Origin of the sequence: Leifsonia sp. 2MCAF36, assembly GCF_052115525.1 — a bacterium.
In the GTDB taxonomy this organism is placed as follows: domain Bacteria; phylum Actinomycetota; class Actinomycetes; order Actinomycetales; family Microbacteriaceae; genus Leifsonia.
On the sequence record NZ_JBFRGV010000012.1, the window covers coordinates 125,012 to 144,857 of the forward strand.

Genomic DNA, 19,846 nt, shown 5'->3' on the forward strand with positions numbered 1-19,846 from the left:
AGGGTTCAATTAGTCGTCGCTGCGCCCACGCTGTGCCCACACTTTGCCCACATTTTTTTGACGGCCTCCGGCATCTAGGCGCATCGCAACAGCATCCAGGTCATCATCGAAGAGGTCTGCATAGGTATCCAGCGTCATCGCTGCGGACTTGTGTCCGAGCATCCGTTGCACGGCTTTCACGTTCGCTCCGGAGCTGACGGCGAGACTCGCGGCCGTGTGACGAAGGTCGTGCGGCGTGAGCCGCTCGAGGCCTGCTTGGGCGAGCGCGCTCAGGAACCAGGAGCGCTTGTTGTTGCTGGCGCCGGGCGCCTGAGGAAGCCGCCGAAGCGGTCCGCGAACAGCAGATCGTCGGGCTCTTTCCCTTCGCGCAAGCGCGCCAGGGGTTCGGCGAGGAATGGTGGGACGGGACGGAACGCTTTTCCCACGTCTTGCGCGTAGAAGGCGAGATGAGTGATGGCTTCGATCAGTCCCTGCTCGGTTACACCGTTTTCCCGTGCGAAGGGAATGTGGAAGCGGAGCTGGTCGATGTTACCGCCGACCAGAAGGGCGGTGACGGTGATCAGGCTGCGGTCGCGTTTGGACAACTCCGGACGCTCCCACACCTCGTCGAAGAGCACCCGGTCGGTGTAGTGGACGAAGCCGGGGGCGAAGTCACCGAATGCGCGCTGTCCGCCGGTCCAGCCGGCCTGTTCGTCGCTCATGCCGTGCGTCCTTCGTACTCGTCGTCGGTGATCTGCTCGCCCCACCAGGAGGCGATCTCGGCGCCGTCGTCGCCCTCGAGGATGGCGAGGTGTTCCATGAAGCAGCCTGGTGCTGCCGCGTGCCAGTGCTCCTGGCCGGGCGGCGTGTAGAGCGTCTCTCCGGCGCGGACCTCGATGATGTTGCCGGCGCGGTCGCCGAAGCGAGCGACGCCGTCGGTTACGTGAAGGCACTGGCCGCGCGCGTGCGAGTGCCACGCGGTGCGGGCGCCTGGAAGGAAGCGCACCTTGCCCACGGTGGTGCGCTGCTCCGGGCCGTGTGGCAGGACGATCAGATCGAGGTACACCCCGCCCGGGAACTGCGCCTCCGGGTTCAGGATGGTCTCGCGTCGCGGTTCGATGTTCATGAGTTCTCCGTTTCCAGCAGTACTTTGATCGCGCGGCGCTCGTCCATCGCCTTGTAGCCTTCGGCCGCTTCTTCGAGCGGGAGGGTGAGGTCGAATACAGCTCCCGGGTCGATCTCGTCGTTCATGATCAGTTCGATCAGTTCGGGAAGGAACCGGCGTACGGGTGCCGGTCCGCCGTGCAGGTGGACGCCCGAGAAGAACAGCTCGAGGCCCGGCAGTTCCACGTCGTGCGAGACGCCGACGTAGCCGACATGACCACCGGGACGGGTGGAGCGGATGGCCTGCATCATCGATTCCTGGGTGCCGACTGCTTCGATCACAGAGTGCGCGCCGAGTCCGTCGGTGAGCTCCTTAACCTTCGCGACGCCGTCCTCGCCGCGGTCCTCGACGATGTCGGTGGCGCCGAAGCGGCGGCCAAGGGCCTGCCGGTCGGCGTGACGGCTCATCGCGATGATGCGCTCGGCGCCGCGTTGCTTGGCCGCGAGGATGCCCAGGAGGCCGACCGCGCCGTCGCCGACGACCGCGACCGTCTTGCCGGGGCCGGCTTCAGCTGCGACGGCGGCGAACCAGCCGGTGCCGAGCACGTCCGAGGCGGCCAGCAGACCGCGGACTTGGTGCGGGGTCGGGGAGCCCGGTGTCGCGACGAGGGTTCCGTCGGCGAGCGGGACGCGGAGGCGCTCGGCTTGGGTGCCGAGCTCGCCCATCGGGACGGCGTGGATGCAGCGTGACTGGTAGCCGGCCTGGCAGATCTCGCAGGTGTTGTCGGAGGCGAAGAACGATCCGACGACGTAGTCGCCGACTTTCAGGTTCTTCACGTCGTCGCCGATCTGTTCGACGACGCCGACGTATTCGTGGCCCATTGGCGTGGGGTGGTTTACCGGGTCGGTTCCGCGGTAGGCCCAGAGGTCCGAGCCGCAGATGCAGGCGGCCGTGACGCGGATGATCGCATCCGTCGGCTCCTGGATGGTCGGGTCGTCGCGCTCTTCGACGCGGACATCCCGAGGGGCGTACATGATAACTCCACGCATGTGGGTGTTCCTTCCGTTGCGGGGTGGGTGGTGCCCGGGCGAGCGGTCGCTCGGGCCGGACGGGTGAGAAAGACGACGACCGCGAGCCCGGCGAGGAGGATGGAGATCGTGGTGACCAGGCCGAGCGGGAGGATGTTCAGCGCACCGGCGACGCCGACGAGCGGGGCCGCGATGCCGCCGAAGGCGAATCGTGCGGCGCCGAGGAGGGAGGATGCGGTTCCTGCGATCTGCGGGTAGTCCGCCAATGCGAGGGTGGTGGAGGGCGGACTGGTGATCGCGGTTCCCGCAGCCAGCAGGAACAGTGACACGATCACCAGGATCAGCGGGACGTGGGCGAGGCCGGCGACCAGAAGTCCTGCGGCGCCGACGCCGGCGACGGCCAAGCCCGTGACGAGTGTCCCCCGCACGCTCCACTTCTCGCTGGCTCGTCCGGCGAGGTAGCCGAACACCATGAACCCTGCCGAGTTCAGCCCGAAGGCGAGAGCGTAGCCCTGCGGTGACAAACCGTAGACACCTTGTAGTACGTAGGTGGCGCCGCTGAGGTAGGCGAACAATGCGGCGTACACGAAGCCCTGCGCGATCACCGCGCCGACGAAGCGGCGGTCGGAAAACAGCAGCCGCATGTCGCGCCCGATGACGGCGAAGCCCGCGTCGGTGCGTGCATCCCGGGCCAACGTCTCCGGGAAACCGAACCCAGCCCAGGTCAGGATGACCGCACCGATCACGGCGAGAACAAGAAACAGCCCGCGCCAGTCGAGGACCGTTGTCAGTGCGCCGCCGATAAGCGGGCCGACAATGGCGGCGAACCCGCCGATCACGGTCAGTCGCCCGTAGAACCGGATGAGTCGGGCGCCTTCGTAGACGTCGCGCCCGGCGGCCTGCGCAATCACGATGCCGACGCCGCCCGCGATCCCCTGAACCAGACGTGCCGCGATCAAGACCTCGACCGTCGGGCTGGCGGCGCAGAGTACGGAGACGATCACGTAAGCCGTAACCCCGATCAACACAGGTCCGCGACGCCCGAACCGGTCGGAGAGCGGACCAGCGATCAACTGGCCGGCGGCAAGGCCGATCAAGCAAGCGGTGACGGTCAACTGCGCCGTCGACGTCGCCGCTCCCAGCTCGCTGGTGAGCGCCGGGAGGGCCGGAAGATACAGGTCCATCGAAATGGGCCCGAAGACCGTCAGTACGAGCAGGAGCGCGGCCAGCCCGCGGCGGGCGCGCACCCGGGAAGTTGTGGGGAGGGAGTCTGTCACGACAACAAGCAAAGCCCGGTTCTCTCATCCGAGGGAGTCTCTGACGAGAGGTGTACTGACAGGGCATCCCTCGTGGTCGGATCGCGGCCTACGCTCGACGGCATGGACAATCCAGCCGAAGTTCGCGAGTTTCTGATGTCGCGCCGAGCCAAGGTGACGCCGGAACAGGTCGGCCTTCCGGCCGGGACGGGTCGCCGTGTCGCAGGCTTGCGCCGCTCGGAGGTTGCGATGCTGGCCGACGTCAGCATCGAGTACTACTCGAAGCTGGAACGCGGCGGGATCGCCGGGGTGTCCGCCGCGGTGCTTGACGCTGTTGCCCGGGCTCTTCAGCTTGACGACACCGAGCGCTCCCACCTCTTCGACCTCGCGCGCGCCGCCGACGGCATCCCCGTGTCAGGCCGGCCGCGCCGACGCTCGAGCAAGAGTCCCGCCGCCCGGCCGAGCCTGCACTGGGCGCTGGAGGCGTTCACCAACGGTGTGGCCGTGGTGCGCAACGCACAGTCGGACGTGATCGCGTTCAATGCACTCGGCCGAGCCTTCTACTCACCGATGATCGGCGGGGGCGGACGGACACCCAACTTCGCCCGCTTCCAGTTTCTCGACCCGGCGTCCCACGACTTCTATCCCGACTGGGACCTGTTCGCCGACATGTGTGTCGCCATCATGCGCGCCGAGGCCGGCCGTGACCCGCACAACCGTGCCCTGCAGGATCTCGTCGGCGAACTCTCCACGCAGAGCGACACGTTCCGGCACCTGTGGGGCGCCCGCAACGTCCGCACGCACGGCGCTGGCACGAAACGGTTCCGCCACCCCGTCGTGGGCGACATCACACTCGCCTATGAGGAATTCGCGATCACGGCAGAGCCAGGCCACGTCATGCTCGTCTACACCGCCGAGCCCGGATCGCCGTCCGCGGAGCGGCTCCAGCTGCTCGGCTCGTGGGCCGCCGACCGCACCACCACTCGTCAGACAATCACGCGGGAATCATGAGGGCTGAACGTTCTCGCCTCCGGCAACGCCTGCGCGGTTCCGGCCCTAACGAATCCGGTCGTGTGGAGGACGGGATCAGCTTGTCACTTCCGGAGGGTCAGACCACGACTCCGTCGGTAGATTGTCCACGAAGGACGTGTTCCCTGTGAAGTATTCACGTCTTGGCACCACCGGTGTGCGCGTCTCCCGGATCTGTCTCGGATCGGCCACGTTCGGCGTAGCACCGTCGCCACAAGACGCCCCCGGAGTCGTCGGCGCTGCGCTCGATCTCGGCATCAACTTCTTCGACACGGCGAACGTCTACGGTTCCTCCCCCACCTTCGACCGCCCAAACGCGCCACCGGCAGCGGAGCGAGAATCTGCCGAGGAAATACTGGGCGCGGCGCTCCAGGGACACCGGGAGGACGTGGTGCTCGCAACCAAGTCAGGAGAACGGCGATTCGATCCAGACGCCGGCCTCTCCCGGCGGTACATCATCCAGCAGGTCGAACGGAGCTTGAAGCGTCTCCGCACCGACTACGTCGACCTCTACTATGCGCACTTTCCCGATCCGGACACCCCTCTCGAGCAGACGCTCGCGGTGTACGACGACCTGATCCGTCAGGGCAAGGTGCGCTACGTCGCCCTGTCCAATCACCCGGCATGGCAGCTGGTCCAGGCGCTGTGGATCGCAGACGACCGCCGGCTCGTCTCTGCGCCCGTCGCCTCGCAGGTGAAGTACAGCCTGCTTGATCGCAGCGCCGAGCACGAGCTGTCAGCTGCAAGCGTCCACTTCGGCACGTCTGTCGTCCCGTTCGCTCCCGTTCACGGTGGTCTGCTGGCGAACCTGTCGGTGCTCGATCGCGAGATCTCAGGCGACAGGCGCTTCGGTGGCCCCGGCTTCTCGGAGGCGGAGATCAGGGTCGCACGCGAAGTCGACCGCCTCGCCACAGAGTGGGGGCTGACCATGGCGCAGGTATCGCTGGCTTGGCTCCTCTCCCGACCCGCGGTCGCTTCGGTAATCGTCGGCGCCGAAACGGCCGACGAGATCCAGGCAAATGCTTCGGCAGCCGACGTCGACCTCGCACCGGAGCAACTCAAGGCGATCTCGGCACTAACCGCCGCAACGTCTCCCTGACTTCTGCATTCGCGATGCCGCAGCTGAGTTGCGCGCGCAATCGATGCGCCACTCAAGGCGCCGATTCCGGTCCATCAATTGGTGGTCGCTGTGCCCACACTTTGCCCACACTTTTCGGAGATCCCACCAGATCACCGTGATGGCAGGGTACCCAAAACCCGCGGAATCTCGCGGATCTTCGCCCACTTTGACGGCCGCAGGGAGGCCCGATGGGGGTTCAAATCCCCCATTCTCCGCCATTTTCTCAAGATCTCGAAGGCTCAGGGCTCCATCGGCGCCACGGGCCTCATTCTTTGCGACGCGTCCGTCCATGACGGCGACACCGAGGATGCCGGCGAGCGCGCCGAGTGCCCGAACGGGAGACGGTGGCAGAGCGCGGACGTGATAAATCCGCCATCCATCGCACGCGTGGGTTGGCCATCGCGAACTACCGTCAGCACAAGAGGAGAAACCAATCCTCGCGAGTCATGGCATGACACGTTCATCGTTTTCGCCGCCCCGATGGCTGTTGACGGGTCTCTCAACCGGCAGTTGCTTCCTAGCCCATCGACCATGGTGGTCGGCCACACCACAATTGGGGCGCTCGCCGCTGGTTCAACCGACGCTAGTCTGGCGCAGCCTGCAGACGGAGCCCCCGAGAGGATATGGGAGACCAATGAAGGAACTCGGGTACGACGAGTTCACCGTAGCCTGGGCCACCTACTGGGGTCGCCGTGAGATCGGTCTGGTGGTCCAGAACTCCATGGCCGCCACCGTGAGTGCGGATCCGCGAGCTCTCCGCACGTTCTACGACCGCTGGCTCGAAGCTCGCAGAGCCTATCCTGCACAGGCGTCGATCCGGCTGATGGGGACCCCGGCGCTCACGCCCGCCCTGATTGGTGCCGACGCACCTTTCCCCACAGCCGACGTTCCGCATCCCGCGTCGTTCGGCGCGTACGCGAGCGGAACGTGCACGGGCGGCCCCCGTTCCGAACTATCGGGTGACTACGCGACGCCCGTGGACCCCCGGAGCGAAGGTGCACGCGCTGGGCGGGCGCTGCGGCGAGCAACGTGGGCAATGCCCTTAAGCACCTTCGCTCTGCTTACGTCCTGGTGGGCACCCGTGTTGGCAATCATTTCCGCGGTCGCTTCACTCGTGCTCAGCGTCCCCGTCAGTCGACTTTTCCGTGTAAAGAAAGTCCCGTTGCGCAAACACTGGGGCCAACTCGCGACGCAGCTCATTGCTGCAATCGCCGTCCTTGTCGCGATCGTCGCGCTGGTCCCGCAGTCCAATCCATCGGACCACACATCGAAGTTGGAGTCCTTCATGACAGAGACCTCAGGCAACCAGAACTCCGCTCGCACTATCAATCGACTTCGAGCGCATTGGCCGACGGCACAGATCCAGCTCACCGTTGCTCCCGACGTACAAGGTCAGCTGCAGACGATCCGCGTACGCGTATCCGATCACGTCTATCTCGAGGCGGCCCACCCCGGAAAGCAGTGGTCAGTCCGCGCGCTGACCGACGAGAGCGGCCAGCTGGTTCCCGTCCAACCGGAACAGCCATACACGATAGGTGTCGACGTCGGCGCCAGCCCCGAGGAGCTCGCAGACCGCTTTTACGAAGAGATCTACTTCTGGTGGGTCGAATTGCATCCCGGACAGAAGCGGCCCCCGGAACAGTTACCGGCCTGAAATCAGCGGATTTTCGGCCCGTTCAATCGTAAATACTGACCGGATGGCGGTTCGAATCCCCCATTCTCCGCCATTTCGCGCGATCGAGTTGCCGGGATTATCCTGGGGTGATGAGCGGCGAGAAACTCGCCATTTCGCTCCTCGGCGGCTTTTCCGTTGCGGTCGACGACGATGTCATTCCTGGCGGTGAATGGCATCTGAAGCGCGCCGCCGACCTGGTCAAGATGCTGGCTCTCGCCGCGCGACGGCGACTTCCGAGGGAGCAGGTCATTGAAGCCCTCTGGCCCGGCGGTGATCCTGCTCGAAGCGCTGTGAACTTGCGCAAGGTCGCTTTCGAGACGCGGCAGATCCTCGGGCGGTCGGACGGCATCGTGCTTGAGGATGGGCTGGTTGAGTTGGCGCCGGACCACCGTGTTCTCACTGATGTCGACGAGTTCACCGCTGCAGCCGCCCGTGCGCTCGCCTCCGGAGATCCTGCAGACTGCCGCGCGGCTGCGTCGCAGTACCGGGGAGACCTGCTGCCGGACGACCCGTACGCGACGTGGTGCGAGAACGAAAGGCGCCACCTGCGCGGCCTCTTCCACGAGGTGCTGGAGCAGGGGCAGCTCTGGGGAAGACTGCTGCACGAGCAGCCCGCGAACGAACGCGCGCACCGCGAGATCATGCGCGGACAGCTTGAGCGCGGCGACCGGACCGGCGCGATGCGGCAATTCGAGTTGCTTCGCGCGACCCTCCGCGAGGAACTCGGAGTGTCTCCCGGCGAGGAAACGGTCGCACTCTACGAGCAGGCCCTCAATATGGACGGCCGGGACGTCCCGACCGCGGCCGAGCGCGCGCGGGCCCTGCTGGCATGGGGGCTGGTTCACTGGCGGCGTTCCGATCTGGCCGAGGCAGAACGAACAGCGGAGGAAGCGCGCGCCCTGTGCATCGACGCTGGGCTGCCCCGCGAACTGACGGAGGCCAGCGAGCTGCTTGCCCTGATCGCCTATGCGCAGGGCAGGTGGCGCGACGTCTTCGCTCGCGGCTTGGCGGAAAGCGTGAAGGCCGACGCGGAGCTTGCGCCCTTCGTCTTCGACGCGAACATGTGCATGAGCGAGTTCGCCCTCTGGGAGCAGACCGGAATCAGCGACGTGGCGGAACTCGGTCGTCAGCTCATCCGGATAAGCGCCGACAGTGGTTCGGTGCAGGCTGAAGCGATCGGCCGGTTGCTCCGTGGCGAAGCCGCACTACTATCCGGTCGGGACGCAGCCACAGCCCGAGCGGACCTGAACCGATCCGCGCAGCTCCACGAGGACACCTCCTCGATCACCGGCTGGGCACTGTCAGTGGAGCGGCTCGCCCAGCTCGACTCCCGCTCCGGTGACCGTTCACGAGCGAGCGACGGCCATCGTCACGCCCTCCGGATCGCGGAGAAGACGGCTGTAACGGATCACCTCATCCCTTTGATCTATGGTGGCCTGATACGGGACGAGCCCGACGACCAGTCGCTGGCTGCCGTCGCGGCGGCGGAAGCAGCCTTCGATCAGCTCACGCCCTGCGACACCTGTGCGATGTCGTTCCGGGTAACCGCCTCGGCCGTCTACGCGCGCTCCGGTCAGGTCGATCGAGCGCAGGAGTACCTCGCCGAAGCGCGTCGCGTGGCTCAGATGTGGTCGGGCGGGCCGTGGCAGGCGGCAGTCGACGAAGCCGATGCCGCCGCGCAACTCGCGCAAGGCGCAGCACCATCCGACGTCGCCGTCCTCTATCGTCGAGCCGGCGAACGCTTCCGCCTGGCCCACCACCACGGCGACTCCGACCGATGCGAACGAGCCGCAGCGGCACTCTCGCCGCAGCCGGCATCACGCGCAGCGAGGTAACGCTCAAGGAACGCCCGCCCCGTACCGTCTCGACTGCAGGGTGAAAGTCACACTGCAGACGAACGAGGAGAACGCCATGCCACTGTTCATGGACATCCATCACAGCATTCCCGAGGGCGCCGACGCGGATGCACTTGCCCACGCGCATCAAGCCGATCTGAACATCCAGGACAAATACAGCACCCACTACCTCGACTACTGGTTCGACGTCGACGCAGGCAGGATCTTCTGCCTCGTGGAAGCGCCTGACGCTGAGAGCGCGCAGGCCGTCCACCGCGAGTCCCATGGCCTGGTCGCCGACGAGATCTACCCCGTCGCGCGAGGGTGAATGGCACGTCTGCCGGGCGCGGCCGATCGTGCACGTGGAAACGCAGGCTATCCCTCCCGCACGGATCGTGAAACGATTGCGCTAGTGCAACCATCAGGCCCCGGCGGTAGTGGAAGGCGGCATGTGAAAGCGATCGTGGTCGGCGCGGGTATCGCAGGTCTCGTGACGGCGAGACAGCTCGGCCTGGCCGGCTGGAGTGTGGACGTCGTCGAGAAGTCCCCCGGCCCGCGTCCCGACGGCTACATGATGGACTTCTTCGGTCCGGGAGTCGCCGCCTCTGAGCGGATCGGTCTGTTCCCCCGCCTGGCCGACGTGTCCTACAACGTTCAAGCCGCCGAGTACGTCGATGAGGACGAGCGCGTGACCGCCCGAATCGACTATGAACAGTTCGCCCGGGCCGCGGGCGGTAACGTGCTGAGCCTCCTTCGCCCAGACATGGAGCGGGTGGCCCTGGAGGCGTTGGAGGACGTCCCGGCCGGGCGAGTGCACGTTCACTACGCCGCCCGCGTGACCGAGGTTCACGCCGATACCGTCACGGCGCGTGTCGCAGTCGACGGCGGTCCGGGCGAGCTCCACGGCGACGTACTCATCGGCGCCGACGGCATCCACTCACAGGTCCGGGCCGAGCTGTTCGGACCGGAGACCGGGTTCGTGCACCCGCTCGGGATGCGCGCGGCCGCGTTCATCGCCGACGACCCGGAACTGCACGACCGCTTCAGCGGCAGGTTCGTTCTGACCGACAGCATCAACCGGATGGCCGCACTGTACGGCCTGCGCAGCACACAGATCGCCGCCCTCCTCGTCTACCGCGACGAGGCGTACGCAGCACCGGGCGACAACGAGCATCCACTGGGCAGAGCCGAACGATTGCACTCCCACTTCGACGGGATGAGCCCGATCACCGACCGGCTTCTGAGCCTCTGCCCCGACGATCCCTACGACGACCTGGTCGCGCAGATCGTCATGCCCAGCTGGGGGCGTGAGCGAGCGATCCTCGTGGGCGATGCGTCGGGAGCGGTGTCGCTGCTGGCGGGACAGGGCGGCTCGCTCGCCATCGCCGGAGGAGCACGGCTCGGGGAGCTCCTCGGACGGGCCACGTCGCCCAACGACATCCAGCCGGCACTGACCGAGTTCGAGCGTACGTGGCGGCCGGTGGTGGAAGCGGCGCAGCGTTCGGGCCGACGCGCCGCCTCCACCTTCCTCCCGCTCAACCGGCGGCAGCTGCTCCTGCGCCGCTACATCCTGCGCGCCGCCCGGCTGCCCGGCATCAATCGGCTCCTGGCCCACCAGATCGTCAAACGCATCGCCAGCTGAACCGCCCTCCGCTGCCCGGCGCACAAAGGCCGCCCAGCGCGACATGGCCTGACGGTCGCCTCGGTGTAGCGTGTGCAAATGCTCTCGAAGACGTTGGCCTCCGGCGGCACTCTGCGCCCCTTGGAGCCGTGGCAGGCCGAGGAGTTCGCCGCGCACCTCGATCGGGCCCGCGAGCACATCCGACCGTGGGTGGGCCCCTCGTTCGTCACCAGCGACGTGGCGGGCGCACGCGCCACCCTCGCCCGGTACGCGGAGCGCGCCGCCGGGACCGGCGCCGGCATCTACGGGATCTGGGCCGGCGACACACTCGTCGGCGGTGTCATGTTCGTCGAGTTCTCGACAACGACGGGGGCGTTCGAGGTCGGATGCTGGCTCGAACCGCAGGCCGAGGGGAACGGCCACATCACCAGCGCCGTACGAGAACTGCTCGCCTACGCGTTCGATGAGCGAGGTATGCACAGGGCCGAGTGGCGGTGCCGAGTGGATAACGACCGCAGCTCGGCGGTCGCCCGTCGCCTGGGCATGACGCTCGATGGCGTGTTGCGAGAGGCGTGGCCGGTCGGCGAGGTGTTCCACGACAAGCAGGTCTGGTCACTCCTGACGGCCGAGTGGCAGGCCCAGTCGCAGTCCTGACCGCGATCGCGAGGATCGTCACTCGCCTCGCACGATGAGGACCGTTTTGCCGGGCCGCCGTCCCGACAGTGACCCGCTCTCGAACGCAGCACGCGCGTCCTCCAGCGGGAACGTCGCCGCCAAGGTCACGCGCAGGAGCCCGCGGTCGGCGAGGTCGGCGAGTTCGGCCAGCTCACCCACATCCGGCGACACGATGAAGAAATGCGCCTCCACCTCTGCCGCCGCGGCGCGGTCCGCGTCGGGCGGGGCCTGCAGCGTCACCAGTCTCCCCCGCGGCACCAGCACGTCGTAGGACCGGTCGAGATAACCGCCGCCGATCGTGTCGAACACGACGTCGTAGGCCCGGCCCGACTCCGCGAAGTCGGACGATTCCGTGTCCACGACCTCGTCGGCTCCCAGCTGCAGGCTAAAAGCCACCGCATCAGCCCCTCGCACGGTGGTCACAACCGTGGCGCCCACGTTCTTCGCCAGCTGCACGGCGAACGCTCCAACGCCCCCGGCCCCGCCATGCACCAGCACGCGGTCCCCCGCCTGCACGCGCGCCAGGTCGAACAGGCCCTGCCACGCGGTGAGCGCCGCAAGCGGAACAGCGGCCGCTTCGGCGTGGGTGAGCGACGCCGGCTTCAACGCCACGTCGGCCGCCGGAACGGTCACATACTCGGCCGCAGCGCCCTGTCTCTCGAATCGGATCAGGCCGTACACCGGCTCGCCCAGCTCGATGTCCCTGACGTCGTCTCCCCGGTCCACCACGACGCCGGAGAATTCGTGCGCGGGGATCGCCGGTGCGTGTTCCCAGGTCTCGTCCCATCCGAGCTCGGCGAAGGTGATCGAGGCCGCGTGCACAGCGATGAGCACCTCGTCCGGCGACACAGCCGGAACGGGAACCGTTTCGACTCGCACGTCGTTCGGCTGATCCCGGCGATGGGCGCGTACTGCCCGCATCATCTCGTCCATTGCTCGTCCTCTCGACAAGCCTGACGCTACCCACTCCGACGCGCCCGTGGCCACAGTCGATCGACTGCTGTGGCGCGGGTGCCCACGATTGATCCCTAGCCGGGCGGCCACTCTAAGGCTTACCTTCTGGCCACGCAGAGCGAATCCGCTCGGCGAAGTGATCGGAGCTGCTATGAGTTTCTGGGATTTCATCGTCTGGTCGTTCTGGTTCTACATCGTGGTCGTGTGCATCTCGATCTTCATCAGGGTCATCATCGACGTGTTCCGCGACCCCGAGCTCAACGGGTGGGCGAAAGCTCTGTGGGTGCTGTTCCTGATCGTCGTTCCGTTCCTGGCGGCGTTCATCTACCTGATCGCCCGCGGCGGACGGATGGCCCAGCGGAGTGCGGCCGGCGCCATGCAAGCGCAGGAGGCTGCTGACCAGCGCATCCGGTCGGTCGCCTCGTCCAGCTCCCCTGCGAGCGAGATCGAGTCGGGCAAACGCCTCCTCGACAGCGGGGCGATCACACCGGCGGAGTTCGAAGCGCTCAAGGCCAAGGCGTTGAACGCGACTGCCTGACACATCCGCGGACGGTCCACGGCAAGGAACTGCGGGCCTGATCCGAGGGGAAGGCAGTGGCCGTATCGGAGGTGCCGGCCGACGAGCACGCACTAGGTTGGACACACGCTGCCCGCCGGGCACGGAGGGGTTCGACATGGCACTTGCAGACTTCGAGCGGTACCCGCTCACCTTCGGGCCGAGCCCGGTCCACCCGCTCCCCCGTCTCACCCAGCACCTGGGCGGCGCGCAGCTGTGGGCCAAACGGGAAGACGTCAGCAGCGGTCTAGCCTTCGGCGGGAACAAGATCCGCAAGCTCGAATACCTCGTGCCCGACGCACTGGCGCAGGGCGCGGACACCCTCGTCTCGATCGGGGGCTACCAGTCGAACCACACCCGGCAGGTCGCCGCGGTGGCGGCCAAGCTCGGCCTGAAGGCGCGACTGGTGCAGGAGAACTGGGTGGACTGGCCGGACCCGCTCACCGACCGAGTGGGCAACATCCTGCTCTCCCGGATGATGGGCGCCACGGTGACCCTGGACAGCGCGGGCTTCGACATCGGTATCCGGACGAGCTGGCAGCAGGCCATCGACGAGGTGATCGCTGACGGCGGCAAGCCGTACCCGATCCCGGCGGGCGCCTCCGAGCACCGGCTCGGCGGCCTCGGCTTCGCGAACTGGGCGTACGAGGTCGAGCGGCAGGAACGTGAGCTCGGCGTCTTCTTCGACACCATCGTCGTGTGCGCGGTGACCGGGTCGACGCTCGCGGGCATGATCGCCGGGTTCGCGGGTCAGGAGCGACCGCGCCGGGTCATCGGCATCGACGCCTCCGCGACGCTGGAGAAGACGCGTAACCAGGTCGCCCGCATCGCGCGGCACACGGCGGAGCTGATCGAACTCGGGCGTGAACTCCGGGACGACGAGATCACCGTCCTCGAAGGGTGGGCGGGCGACCGCTACGGCGTACCCGTCGACTCCACGATGGAGGCCATGCGCCTGGGAGCCTCGCTGGAGGCGATGATCACCGACCCCGTGTACGAAGGCAAGTCTCTCGCCGGGCTCATCGACCTGGTGGCCAGCCGGGACATCCCCGCGACCAGCACCGTGCTCTACGCCCACCTCGGCGGACAGCCCGCCCTCAACGCCTACAGCGCGCTGTTCCGCTGAGCGTCACGCGTCGGGAGGTTCGAAACAGGTAGCTAGCCAGGCCACGATCCGGTGTTGGATCATGCGGGCGTCCAGGCACACAGCCGAGGGAGGCCCACGTGGTTGATCGCATCCGTCCATCCGTCATCGGAGACCCGCTGCCGCCGGCGCGCAGCCTGCCGTTCCCGCCGAAGCGGTCCGGCAGCGTGGCCAGCCGGACGATGCAGGAGTCGACCTACTCGCCACTGCCGCCGGAGAGGCACCTCGGCGAGGACGCCCCGAACATCCTCCTGGTACTGATCGACGACGCGGGTCCCGCACTGCCTGAGCCACTCGGAGGCAAGGTCGCGACCCCGACGCTCGAGCGGGTCAGGAAGGGCGGCATCGGCTACAACCGGTTCCACACGACGGCGATGTGCTCGCCGACGCGGGCCGCACTTCTCACCGGGAGGAACCACCACCGGGTCGGGGCGGGCCAGATCGCCGAACTGGCGAACGACTGGGACGGCTACTCCGGGCACATCCCGAAGAGCAGTGCGACGATGGCCGAGGTCCTGCGGCAGTACGGCTACGCGACCGCCGCCTGGGGCAAGTGGCACAACACGCCCGCGGAGGAGACGACCAAGGCCGGCCCGTACGGCAACTGGCCGACCGGCGTCGGCTTCGACTACTTCTACGGGTTCCTGGCCGGTGAGGCCTCGCAGTACGAGCCCAATCTCGTGCGGAACACCACGAGCGTGCTCCCGCCGAAGACGCCGGAGCAGGGCTACCACCTGAGCGAGGACATCGCGGACGACGCGATCGGCTGGCTGCGCGACCACAAGGCGCTCGCCCCCGACCAGCCGTTCTTCCTCTACTGGGCGACCGGGGCCATCCACGGGCCGCACCACATCATGAAGGAGTGGGCCGACAAGTATGCGGGCGTGTTCGATGAGGGCTGGGACGTGTACCGCGAGGAAGCCCTCGCGGGCGCCAAGGCTGCAGGGTGGGTGCCGGAGGACGCCGAACTGACCCCGCGTCCGGAATCGTTGCAGGCGTGGGATGACGTGCCCGAGCACCAGAGGCCGTTCCAGCGGCGGCTGATGGAGGTGTGCGCCGGGTTCGGTGAGCACGCCGACGTACAGGCGGGCCGCGTGCTCGACGAGGTCGAACGGCTCGGCTACCTGGACAACACGATCGTCATCTACGTCTGGGGTGACAACGGCTCCTCCGGCGAGGGACAGAACGGCACCATCAGCGAGCTGCTGGCGCAGAACCAGATCCCGACCACCGTCGACCAGCACATCGCTGTGCTCGACGAACTCGGCGGTCTGGATGTGCTCGGCACCTCGCAGGTGGACAACCAGTACCACGCCGCCTGGGCGTGGGCCGGTTCTACGCCGTACCAGGGCATGAAGCTGCTGGCCTCGCACCTGGGCGGCACCCGGAACCCGATGTTCATCCAGTGGAACGGGCACATCGAGCACGACCCGGAGCCGCGCACCCAGTTCCACCACGTGATCGATGTCGCGCCGACGGTGTACGAGATCCTCGGCATCTCGCATCCGGACACCGTCGACGGAGTCCCGCAGGACCCGATCGACGGCATCAGCCTGGCCTACTCGGTCGACGACAAGACCGCCGTGGGCAGACGCCGGGCGCAGTACTTCGAGATCATGGGCAGCCGGTCGATCTACTCCGACGGGTGGATGGCGTCGGCGCTCGGTCCGCGGATGCCGTGGGTGCCGGGGACGCCTCCCGGCATCCGCACCTGGACGCCCGACCAGGACACCTGGGAGCTGTACGACCTGGAACGTGACTGGAGCCAGGCGCGCGACCTCGCGTCCACGAACCCGGAGAAGCTGGTCGAGCTCAAGGAGCTCTTCGCCATCGAGGCGGCCCGGAACGAGGCGCTGCCGATCGGCGGCGGCCTGTGGGTGGTGACCATGCACCCGGAGGACCGGATCGCTCCGCCGTACACCGAGTGGGAGTTCTCGGGAGACACCGTCCGCATCCCCGAGTTCTGCGCTCCAGCGCTCGGGACGCGGGCGAACCTGGTCACCATCGAGGTCCACGCCGGCGAGCGGGCGAACGGCGTGCTGTACAAGCTCGGGGGCGCCGGGGGCGGACTCACCGCGTACGTCGCCGACGGCGTGGTGACGTACGAGTACAACCTGTTCCTCATCCAGCGGACCATCATCGCGGCGCAGACTCCTCTGCCTGCGGGCGACAGCACCATCGAGATCGCGACGACCGTGCTGGAGCAGCGGCCGGCCTCCCCGCTCCGCGTCGACCTCCGCGTCAACGGGGAGGTGGTCGGCTCGGACACGGTCCCGGTGAGCATTCCGTTGCTGTTCACCGCGAACGACTGCCTCGACATCGGCCGCGCCTACGGAGGGGCCGTCTCGCGCGCCTACGCGGATCGCATGCCGTTCGCTTTCGACGGAGAGATCGACCGGGTCCGGATCGCCTACACGGCGAGCTGAGGTCGCCCCGGTTCACCGTCTATACAGCCGGCGATGTCTTTTGCTAGAACGAGCGGAAGCACAAGCGACCCCGACCGGAGGCTCGATGCTGGAAACAGACACGGAGGGCGTCCCGCAGCGCGTCGCCACGGGGCGCATGCCCGCGTGGGACGAAGTGGAGGAATGGGTCGCGCTCGCCTACGAGCGGGCGCGGCCGGTCGCGGCGGGGACGGTCGCCGACTACATCCCCGTGCTCGCCGAAGCCGACCCCGAATCGTTCGGTGTCTGCGTGGCCGAGGTGGACGGCTCCCTGCATTCCGCGGGTGACGCGCAGGTGCTCTTCTCGATCCAGTCGATCTCGAAGGCGTTCGTGTACGCATTGGCCTGCGATGCGGTCGGGCACGAGCGCGTCGGCGACATCGTCGGCGTGAACAACACCGGGCTTCCCTTCAACTCGGTGATCGCGATCGAGCTGAACGCGGGCCACCCGATGAACCCCATGGTCAATGCGGGCGCTATCGCGACGACGGCGCTGGTCCCGGGAGACACGGCCGAGGACACCTGGTCGGCGGTCCTGGCCGGGCTGTCCGGGTTCGCGGGCCGCCCGCTGGAACTGGACGAGCGCGTGTACGCCTCCGAGGCCGCCACCAACCAGCGCAACCAGGCCATCGGGAGGTTGCTGCAGAGCTACGGCCGGCTCGACCGAGACCCGCTCGAGATCGTGGATGTGTACACGCGCCAGTGCTCGCTGCTGGTCTCGGCGCACGACCTCGCCGTGATGGGCGCGACGCTGGCCGACGGCGGCGTCAACCCGATCACCGGGCAGCAGGTGGTCTCCGCCGACGTCTGCCGCGACACGCTCGCCGTGCTCGCCGCGAACGGACTCTACGAGCGCAGCGGCGAGTGGCTGTTCGAGATCGGTCTTCCCGGAAAGTCGGGCGTCTCCGGCGGCATCGTGACGGTCGCTCCGGGCAAAGGCGCGATCGGCACGTTCTCTCCCCCGCTCGACAGCGCGGGCAACAGCGTTCGGGGGCAGCGCGCGACGGCGTACCTGTCGCGCACCCTCGGACTGAACATCTTCGCGTCCGACGATCGAGGGAGCAACGCATGACCACCGCGCAGACGACGAAAACGGGTACGGAACGCGCCTCCTGGGTGCCGATGGTCGGCCTTTTCCTGGCCCAGGTGCTGATGTCCTTCAACGTCGCAGCGCTGCCCGTGTCGCTCGGCGGGATGGTGCAGGACTTCGGCGTTCCCCCCACCACCGTGAGCACGGCCATCGTCACCTACGGCATCTCCGTGGCCGCGCTGGTGATGGTCGGTGCGAAGCTCGGGCAGCGCATCGGCTGGGTGCTCATCTTCCGTATCGTCGTCGCGGTGTTCGCCGGCTCGGCGCTGATGATGATCCTCGCGCCGACCGTGGGCTGGGCCATCACCGCTCAGGCGCTGGCCGGCGCGTCCGCGGCCATCATCGTCCCGTCGCTCGTCGCCCTGATCGCCGAGAACTATCACGGCGCCCAGCAGGCGACCGCGATCGGGTCGCTCGGCTCGGCGCGGGCGCTCTCGGGCGTGAGCGCGTTCCTGATCGGCGGCACGCTGGGGACGCTCGTCGGGTGGCGTCCTGTCTTCGCGATCGTGCTGGCGCTGGCTGTCGCGGTCTTCATCTTCAGCTTCCGGCTCCGCAGCGATGGGGCGAACCCGGCCATCACGATCGACGTCGTCGCAGCGATCTTCATCGGCCTCGGGATCGTTCTGCTCACGCTGGGCTTCAACAACCTGAACTCCTGGGGCGTGCTGCTGGCGCGGCCGAGTGCGCCCTTCAGCATCCTCGGTCTCTCGCCCGCACCGGTGTTCATCGTGCTCGGCCTCGTCTTCGGACAGGCGTTCTTCGTGTGGACCCGGCGGCGCACCAAGGCGGGCAAGGTGCCGCTCGTGAGCCTCGCGGTGTTCGGGTCCTCGCGCGAGCGCGCGGCCGTCTACTCGATGTTCATCGTGGTCGCGCTGGAGGCGGCGCTCAACTTCACGGTGCCGCTTTACATCCAGATCGTGCAGGGCCGCACGCCCTTCGACACGTCGATCGCGATGATGCCGTTCAATCTGACCGTGTTCATCGTGGCGACTCTCGTCGTCCGCTTCTACAAGCGCTACAGCCCGCGGGTGATCGGCGTCTTCTCGTTCTCGCTCACGACGATCGCACTCGCCTGGCTGGCGTTCGTCGTGACCAACAACTGGGAGACGCTGCCCACCATCCTGGGCCTGATCGTCTTCGGCATCGGCCAGGGAGCCCTCGTGACCCTGGTCTTCAACGTTCTGGTGACCGCCTCGCCCAAGGAGCTGGCCGGCGACGTGGGCTCGGTGCGCGGAACGACGCAGAACCTGGCGTCAGCGGTCGGCACCGCGCTGGCGGGCGCGCTTCTGGTGACGATCCTCGGACTCAACGTGGGCCAGGCGGTCGTCGACCACAAGCAGCTGCCGCCGTCGCTGGTCGCCCAGGTGGACCTCGACAACGTCAACTTCATCAGCAATGACGATCTGCGCCAGGCGCTCGGCCGGACCGACGCAACGCCGGCCCAAGTGGATGCGGCGGTCGCCGTCAACGAAGAGGCTCGGTTGAGCTCACTGAAGATCGGCCTTCTCATCCTGGCCGGAATCTCGGCCATCGCCATCCTTCCGGCCAGCCGGCTCCCCGGCTATCGGCCGGAGGAGATCCCCGAGCCGGCGAACGTCCGGCGGTGAGAGGGTCATGGGGGCCGCACCCAGCGCGTGGGTCGGCCAGGGCTACATGCCGGCGACCCCCTTGAACGGGTGTCCCCCAAAATGCCGCTACCGCGACGCGGCGGAATAGGAAAGTCTCAGTGGGTGAGTGAGCAGACCGACGTGGCCAGGGATGCGGGGGCAGACCGTGAAACCGTCCTGCGGCCGCGCCGCAACCTGTTCCGGGGAGGCATCATCGCGGTGCTTGCGCTCACCACTCCCGTCTTCGCGGTCGTGTACTGGCTGACCATCCCGGGGCCGGGCTGGCCCTACGTGCTGGTCGCCCACCTGATCGTGATCGCGGCCACCATCGTCGGCGTCGCATCCTTCCTCAACACGACCATCACCATCGAGCCTGACGGCGTCCGTGAGCGCGGGTTCTTCGGGCGGACTATCCACGTCGCTCCAGGCGAGGCCGGCGCCGTCATCCTGGTCCAGGTCTATGAGAGCAGCACTCTCGACGTCCTCCCGCAGCTGTTCGTCGCCTCCGGCCAGGGTCGGCTGCTGATCCGGATGCGGGGGCAGTTCTGGTCGCTGGCCGATATGGAGCGCGTCGCGGAAGAGCTTGACATCCCCGTGACGAGGCCCGAACAGCCGATGACCCTGAATCAGCTGCGACACACCTGGCCGCGCCTCCTCTACTGGTTCGAGCGCATCCGCCTGGGTCGCTGAGTCCCGAGCCCGACCTGACCCGCCACGAGGTGTCGTGA

Annotated in this window: 19 protein-coding genes; 13 read left to right on the forward strand and 6 right to left on the reverse strand. The window is 67.5% G+C overall.

The features are described from left to right. Positions 1–9: 9 nt before the first annotated feature. From AB4079_RS17090 to AB4079_RS17110, 5 genes are read right to left on the reverse strand one after another with little or no spacing between them, the layout of a single operon-like run. On the reverse strand, positions 10–273 hold the full coding sequence (locus AB4079_RS17090; RefSeq protein ID WP_441788573.1) for a tyrosine-type recombinase/integrase: 264 nt from the start codon (positions 271–273) through the stop codon (positions 10–12). After that, complete coding sequence (locus AB4079_RS17095; protein WP_441788516.1) at positions 270–701, reverse strand: carboxymuconolactone decarboxylase family protein; 432 nt, start codon at positions 699–701, stop codon at positions 270–272. The genes AB4079_RS17090 and AB4079_RS17095 overlap by 4 nt, the downstream gene beginning before the upstream one ends. After that, on the reverse strand, positions 698–1,105 hold the full coding sequence (locus AB4079_RS17100; RefSeq protein WP_441788517.1) for a cupin domain-containing protein: 408 nt from the start codon (positions 1,103–1,105) through the stop codon (positions 698–700). Before AB4079_RS17100 ends, AB4079_RS17095 begins: the two co-directional genes overlap by 4 nt. Then, positions 1,102–2,070, reverse strand: coding sequence for a zinc-dependent alcohol dehydrogenase family protein (locus AB4079_RS17105; RefSeq protein WP_441788574.1), 969 nt, complete (start codon positions 2,068–2,070; stop codon positions 1,102–1,104). Before AB4079_RS17105 ends, AB4079_RS17100 begins: the two co-directional genes overlap by 4 nt. Next, a complete protein-coding gene (locus AB4079_RS17110; RefSeq protein ID WP_441788518.1) occupies positions 1,980–3,389 on the reverse strand; it encodes a multidrug effflux MFS transporter in 1,410 nt (469 codons plus the stop codon). Before AB4079_RS17110 ends, AB4079_RS17105 begins: the two co-directional genes overlap by 91 nt. 102 nt (positions 3,390–3,491) lie before the next feature. Here AB4079_RS17110 and AB4079_RS17115 point away from each other — a divergent pair, with 102 nt between their 5' ends. The 7 genes from AB4079_RS17115 (at position 3,492) to AB4079_RS17145 (ending at position 11,302) form a co-directional block, all read left to right on the forward strand. Continuing rightward, on the forward strand, positions 3,492–4,379 hold the full coding sequence (locus tag AB4079_RS17115; RefSeq protein WP_441788519.1) for a helix-turn-helix transcriptional regulator: 888 nt from the start codon (positions 3,492–3,494) through the stop codon (positions 4,377–4,379). 145 nt (positions 4,380–4,524) lie between these two features. Continuing rightward, a complete protein-coding gene (locus tag AB4079_RS17120; protein WP_441788520.1) occupies positions 4,525–5,496 on the forward strand; it encodes an aldo/keto reductase in 972 nt (323 codons plus the stop codon). A 655-nt stretch (positions 5,497–6,151) separates the two neighbouring features. Continuing rightward, positions 6,152–7,171 carry a hypothetical protein gene (locus AB4079_RS17125; RefSeq protein ID WP_441788521.1) on the forward strand — a complete coding sequence of 340 codons (1,020 nt, stop codon included), beginning with the start codon at positions 6,152–6,154 and terminating at the stop codon, positions 7,169–7,171. A 110-nt stretch (positions 7,172–7,281) separates the two neighbouring features. Beyond that, positions 7,282–9,027, forward strand: a complete 1,746-nt coding sequence (locus tag AB4079_RS17130; protein ID WP_441788575.1) for an AfsR/SARP family transcriptional regulator — start codon at positions 7,282–7,284, stop codon at positions 9,025–9,027. A 40-nt stretch (positions 9,028–9,067) separates the two neighbouring features. Continuing rightward, on the forward strand, positions 9,068–9,355 hold the full coding sequence (locus AB4079_RS17135) for a DUF4242 domain-containing protein (protein WP_441788522.1): 288 nt from the start codon (positions 9,068–9,070) through the stop codon (positions 9,353–9,355). A gap of 123 nt (positions 9,356–9,478) precedes the next feature. Continuing rightward, on the forward strand, positions 9,479–10,669 hold the full coding sequence (locus AB4079_RS17140; RefSeq protein ID WP_441788523.1) for an FAD-dependent monooxygenase: 1,191 nt from the start codon (positions 9,479–9,481) through the stop codon (positions 10,667–10,669). A gap of 78 nt (positions 10,670–10,747) precedes the next feature. Continuing rightward, a complete protein-coding gene (locus AB4079_RS17145; RefSeq protein ID WP_441788524.1) occupies positions 10,748–11,302 on the forward strand; it encodes a GNAT family N-acetyltransferase in 555 nt (184 codons plus the stop codon). 18 nt (positions 11,303–11,320) lie between these two features. Here AB4079_RS17145 and AB4079_RS17150 read toward each other — a convergent pair whose 3' ends face one another. Continuing rightward, positions 11,321–12,256, reverse strand: coding sequence for an NADP-dependent oxidoreductase (locus tag AB4079_RS17150; RefSeq protein ID WP_441788525.1), 936 nt, complete (start codon positions 12,254–12,256; stop codon positions 11,321–11,323). Positions 12,257–12,428: 172 nt separating this feature from the next. Here AB4079_RS17150 and AB4079_RS17155 point away from each other — a divergent pair, with 172 nt between their 5' ends. From AB4079_RS17155 to AB4079_RS17180, 6 genes are all read left to right on the forward strand, one after another. Continuing rightward, entirely contained in the window at positions 12,429–12,815 is a 387-nt protein-coding gene (locus AB4079_RS17155; protein ID WP_441788526.1) for an SHOCT domain-containing protein, read from the forward strand. A gap of 136 nt (positions 12,816–12,951) precedes the next feature. Continuing rightward, positions 12,952–13,959: a 1-aminocyclopropane-1-carboxylate deaminase gene (locus tag AB4079_RS17160; protein WP_441788527.1), complete on the forward strand. Its 1,008-nt coding sequence runs from the start codon at positions 12,952–12,954 to the stop codon at positions 13,957–13,959. Positions 13,960–14,057: 98 nt separating this feature from the next. Continuing rightward, positions 14,058–16,403, forward strand: a complete 2,346-nt coding sequence (locus AB4079_RS17165) for an arylsulfatase (RefSeq protein ID WP_441788528.1) — start codon at positions 14,058–14,060, stop codon at positions 16,401–16,403. 85 nt (positions 16,404–16,488) lie between these two features. Beyond that, the gene (gene glsA / locus AB4079_RS17170; protein ID WP_441788529.1) at positions 16,489–17,493 is read left to right on the forward strand and encodes a glutaminase A; all 1,005 of its coding nucleotides are present in this window, start codon (positions 16,489–16,491) and stop codon (positions 17,491–17,493) included. Next, positions 17,490–19,118, forward strand: a complete 1,629-nt coding sequence (locus tag AB4079_RS17175; protein WP_441788530.1) for an MFS transporter — start codon at positions 17,490–17,492, stop codon at positions 19,116–19,118. Before glsA ends, AB4079_RS17175 begins: the two co-directional genes overlap by 4 nt. A 123-nt stretch (positions 19,119–19,241) precedes the next feature. Continuing rightward, positions 19,242–19,808, forward strand: coding sequence for a hypothetical protein (locus AB4079_RS17180; RefSeq protein ID WP_441788531.1), 567 nt, complete (start codon positions 19,242–19,244; stop codon positions 19,806–19,808). The last annotated feature ends 38 nt before the right edge of the window (positions 19,809–19,846 follow it).

What these genes read in the sequence shown, in the direction of transcription:
- AB4079_RS17155 (WP_441788526.1), top strand. Translation starts at nt 12,429, where the DNA reads ATGAGTTTCTGGGATTTCATCGTCTGGTCGTTCTGGTTCTACATCGTG.
- AB4079_RS17125 (WP_441788521.1), top strand. Translation starts at nt 6,152, where the DNA reads ATGAAGGAACTCGGGTACGACGAGTTCACCGTAGCCTGGGCCACCTAC.
- AB4079_RS17130 (WP_441788575.1), top strand. Translation starts at nt 7,282, where the DNA reads ATGAGCGGCGAGAAACTCGCCATTTCGCTCCTCGGCGGCTTTTCCGTT.
- AB4079_RS17145 (WP_441788524.1), top strand. Translation starts at nt 10,748, where the DNA reads ATGCTCTCGAAGACGTTGGCCTCCGGCGGCACTCTGCGCCCCTTGGAG.
- AB4079_RS17115 (WP_441788519.1), top strand. Translation starts at nt 3,492, where the DNA reads ATGGACAATCCAGCCGAAGTTCGCGAGTTTCTGATGTCGCGCCGAGCC.
- AB4079_RS17100 (WP_441788517.1), bottom strand. Translation starts at nt 1,105, where the DNA reads ATGAACATCGAACCGCGACGCGAGACCATCCTGAACCCGGAGGCGCAG.
- glsA (WP_441788529.1), top strand. Translation starts at nt 16,489, where the DNA reads ATGCTGGAAACAGACACGGAGGGCGTCCCGCAGCGCGTCGCCACGGGG.
- AB4079_RS17160 (WP_441788527.1), top strand. Translation starts at nt 12,952, where the DNA reads ATGGCACTTGCAGACTTCGAGCGGTACCCGCTCACCTTCGGGCCGAGC.
- AB4079_RS17150 (WP_441788525.1), bottom strand. Translation starts at nt 12,256, where the DNA reads ATGGACGAGATGATGCGGGCAGTACGCGCCCATCGCCGGGATCAGCCG.
- AB4079_RS17175 (WP_441788530.1), top strand. Translation starts at nt 17,490, where the DNA reads ATGACCACCGCGCAGACGACGAAAACGGGTACGGAACGCGCCTCCTGG.
- AB4079_RS17095 (WP_441788516.1), bottom strand. Translation starts at nt 701, where the DNA reads ATGAGCGACGAACAGGCCGGCTGGACCGGCGGACAGCGCGCATTCGGT.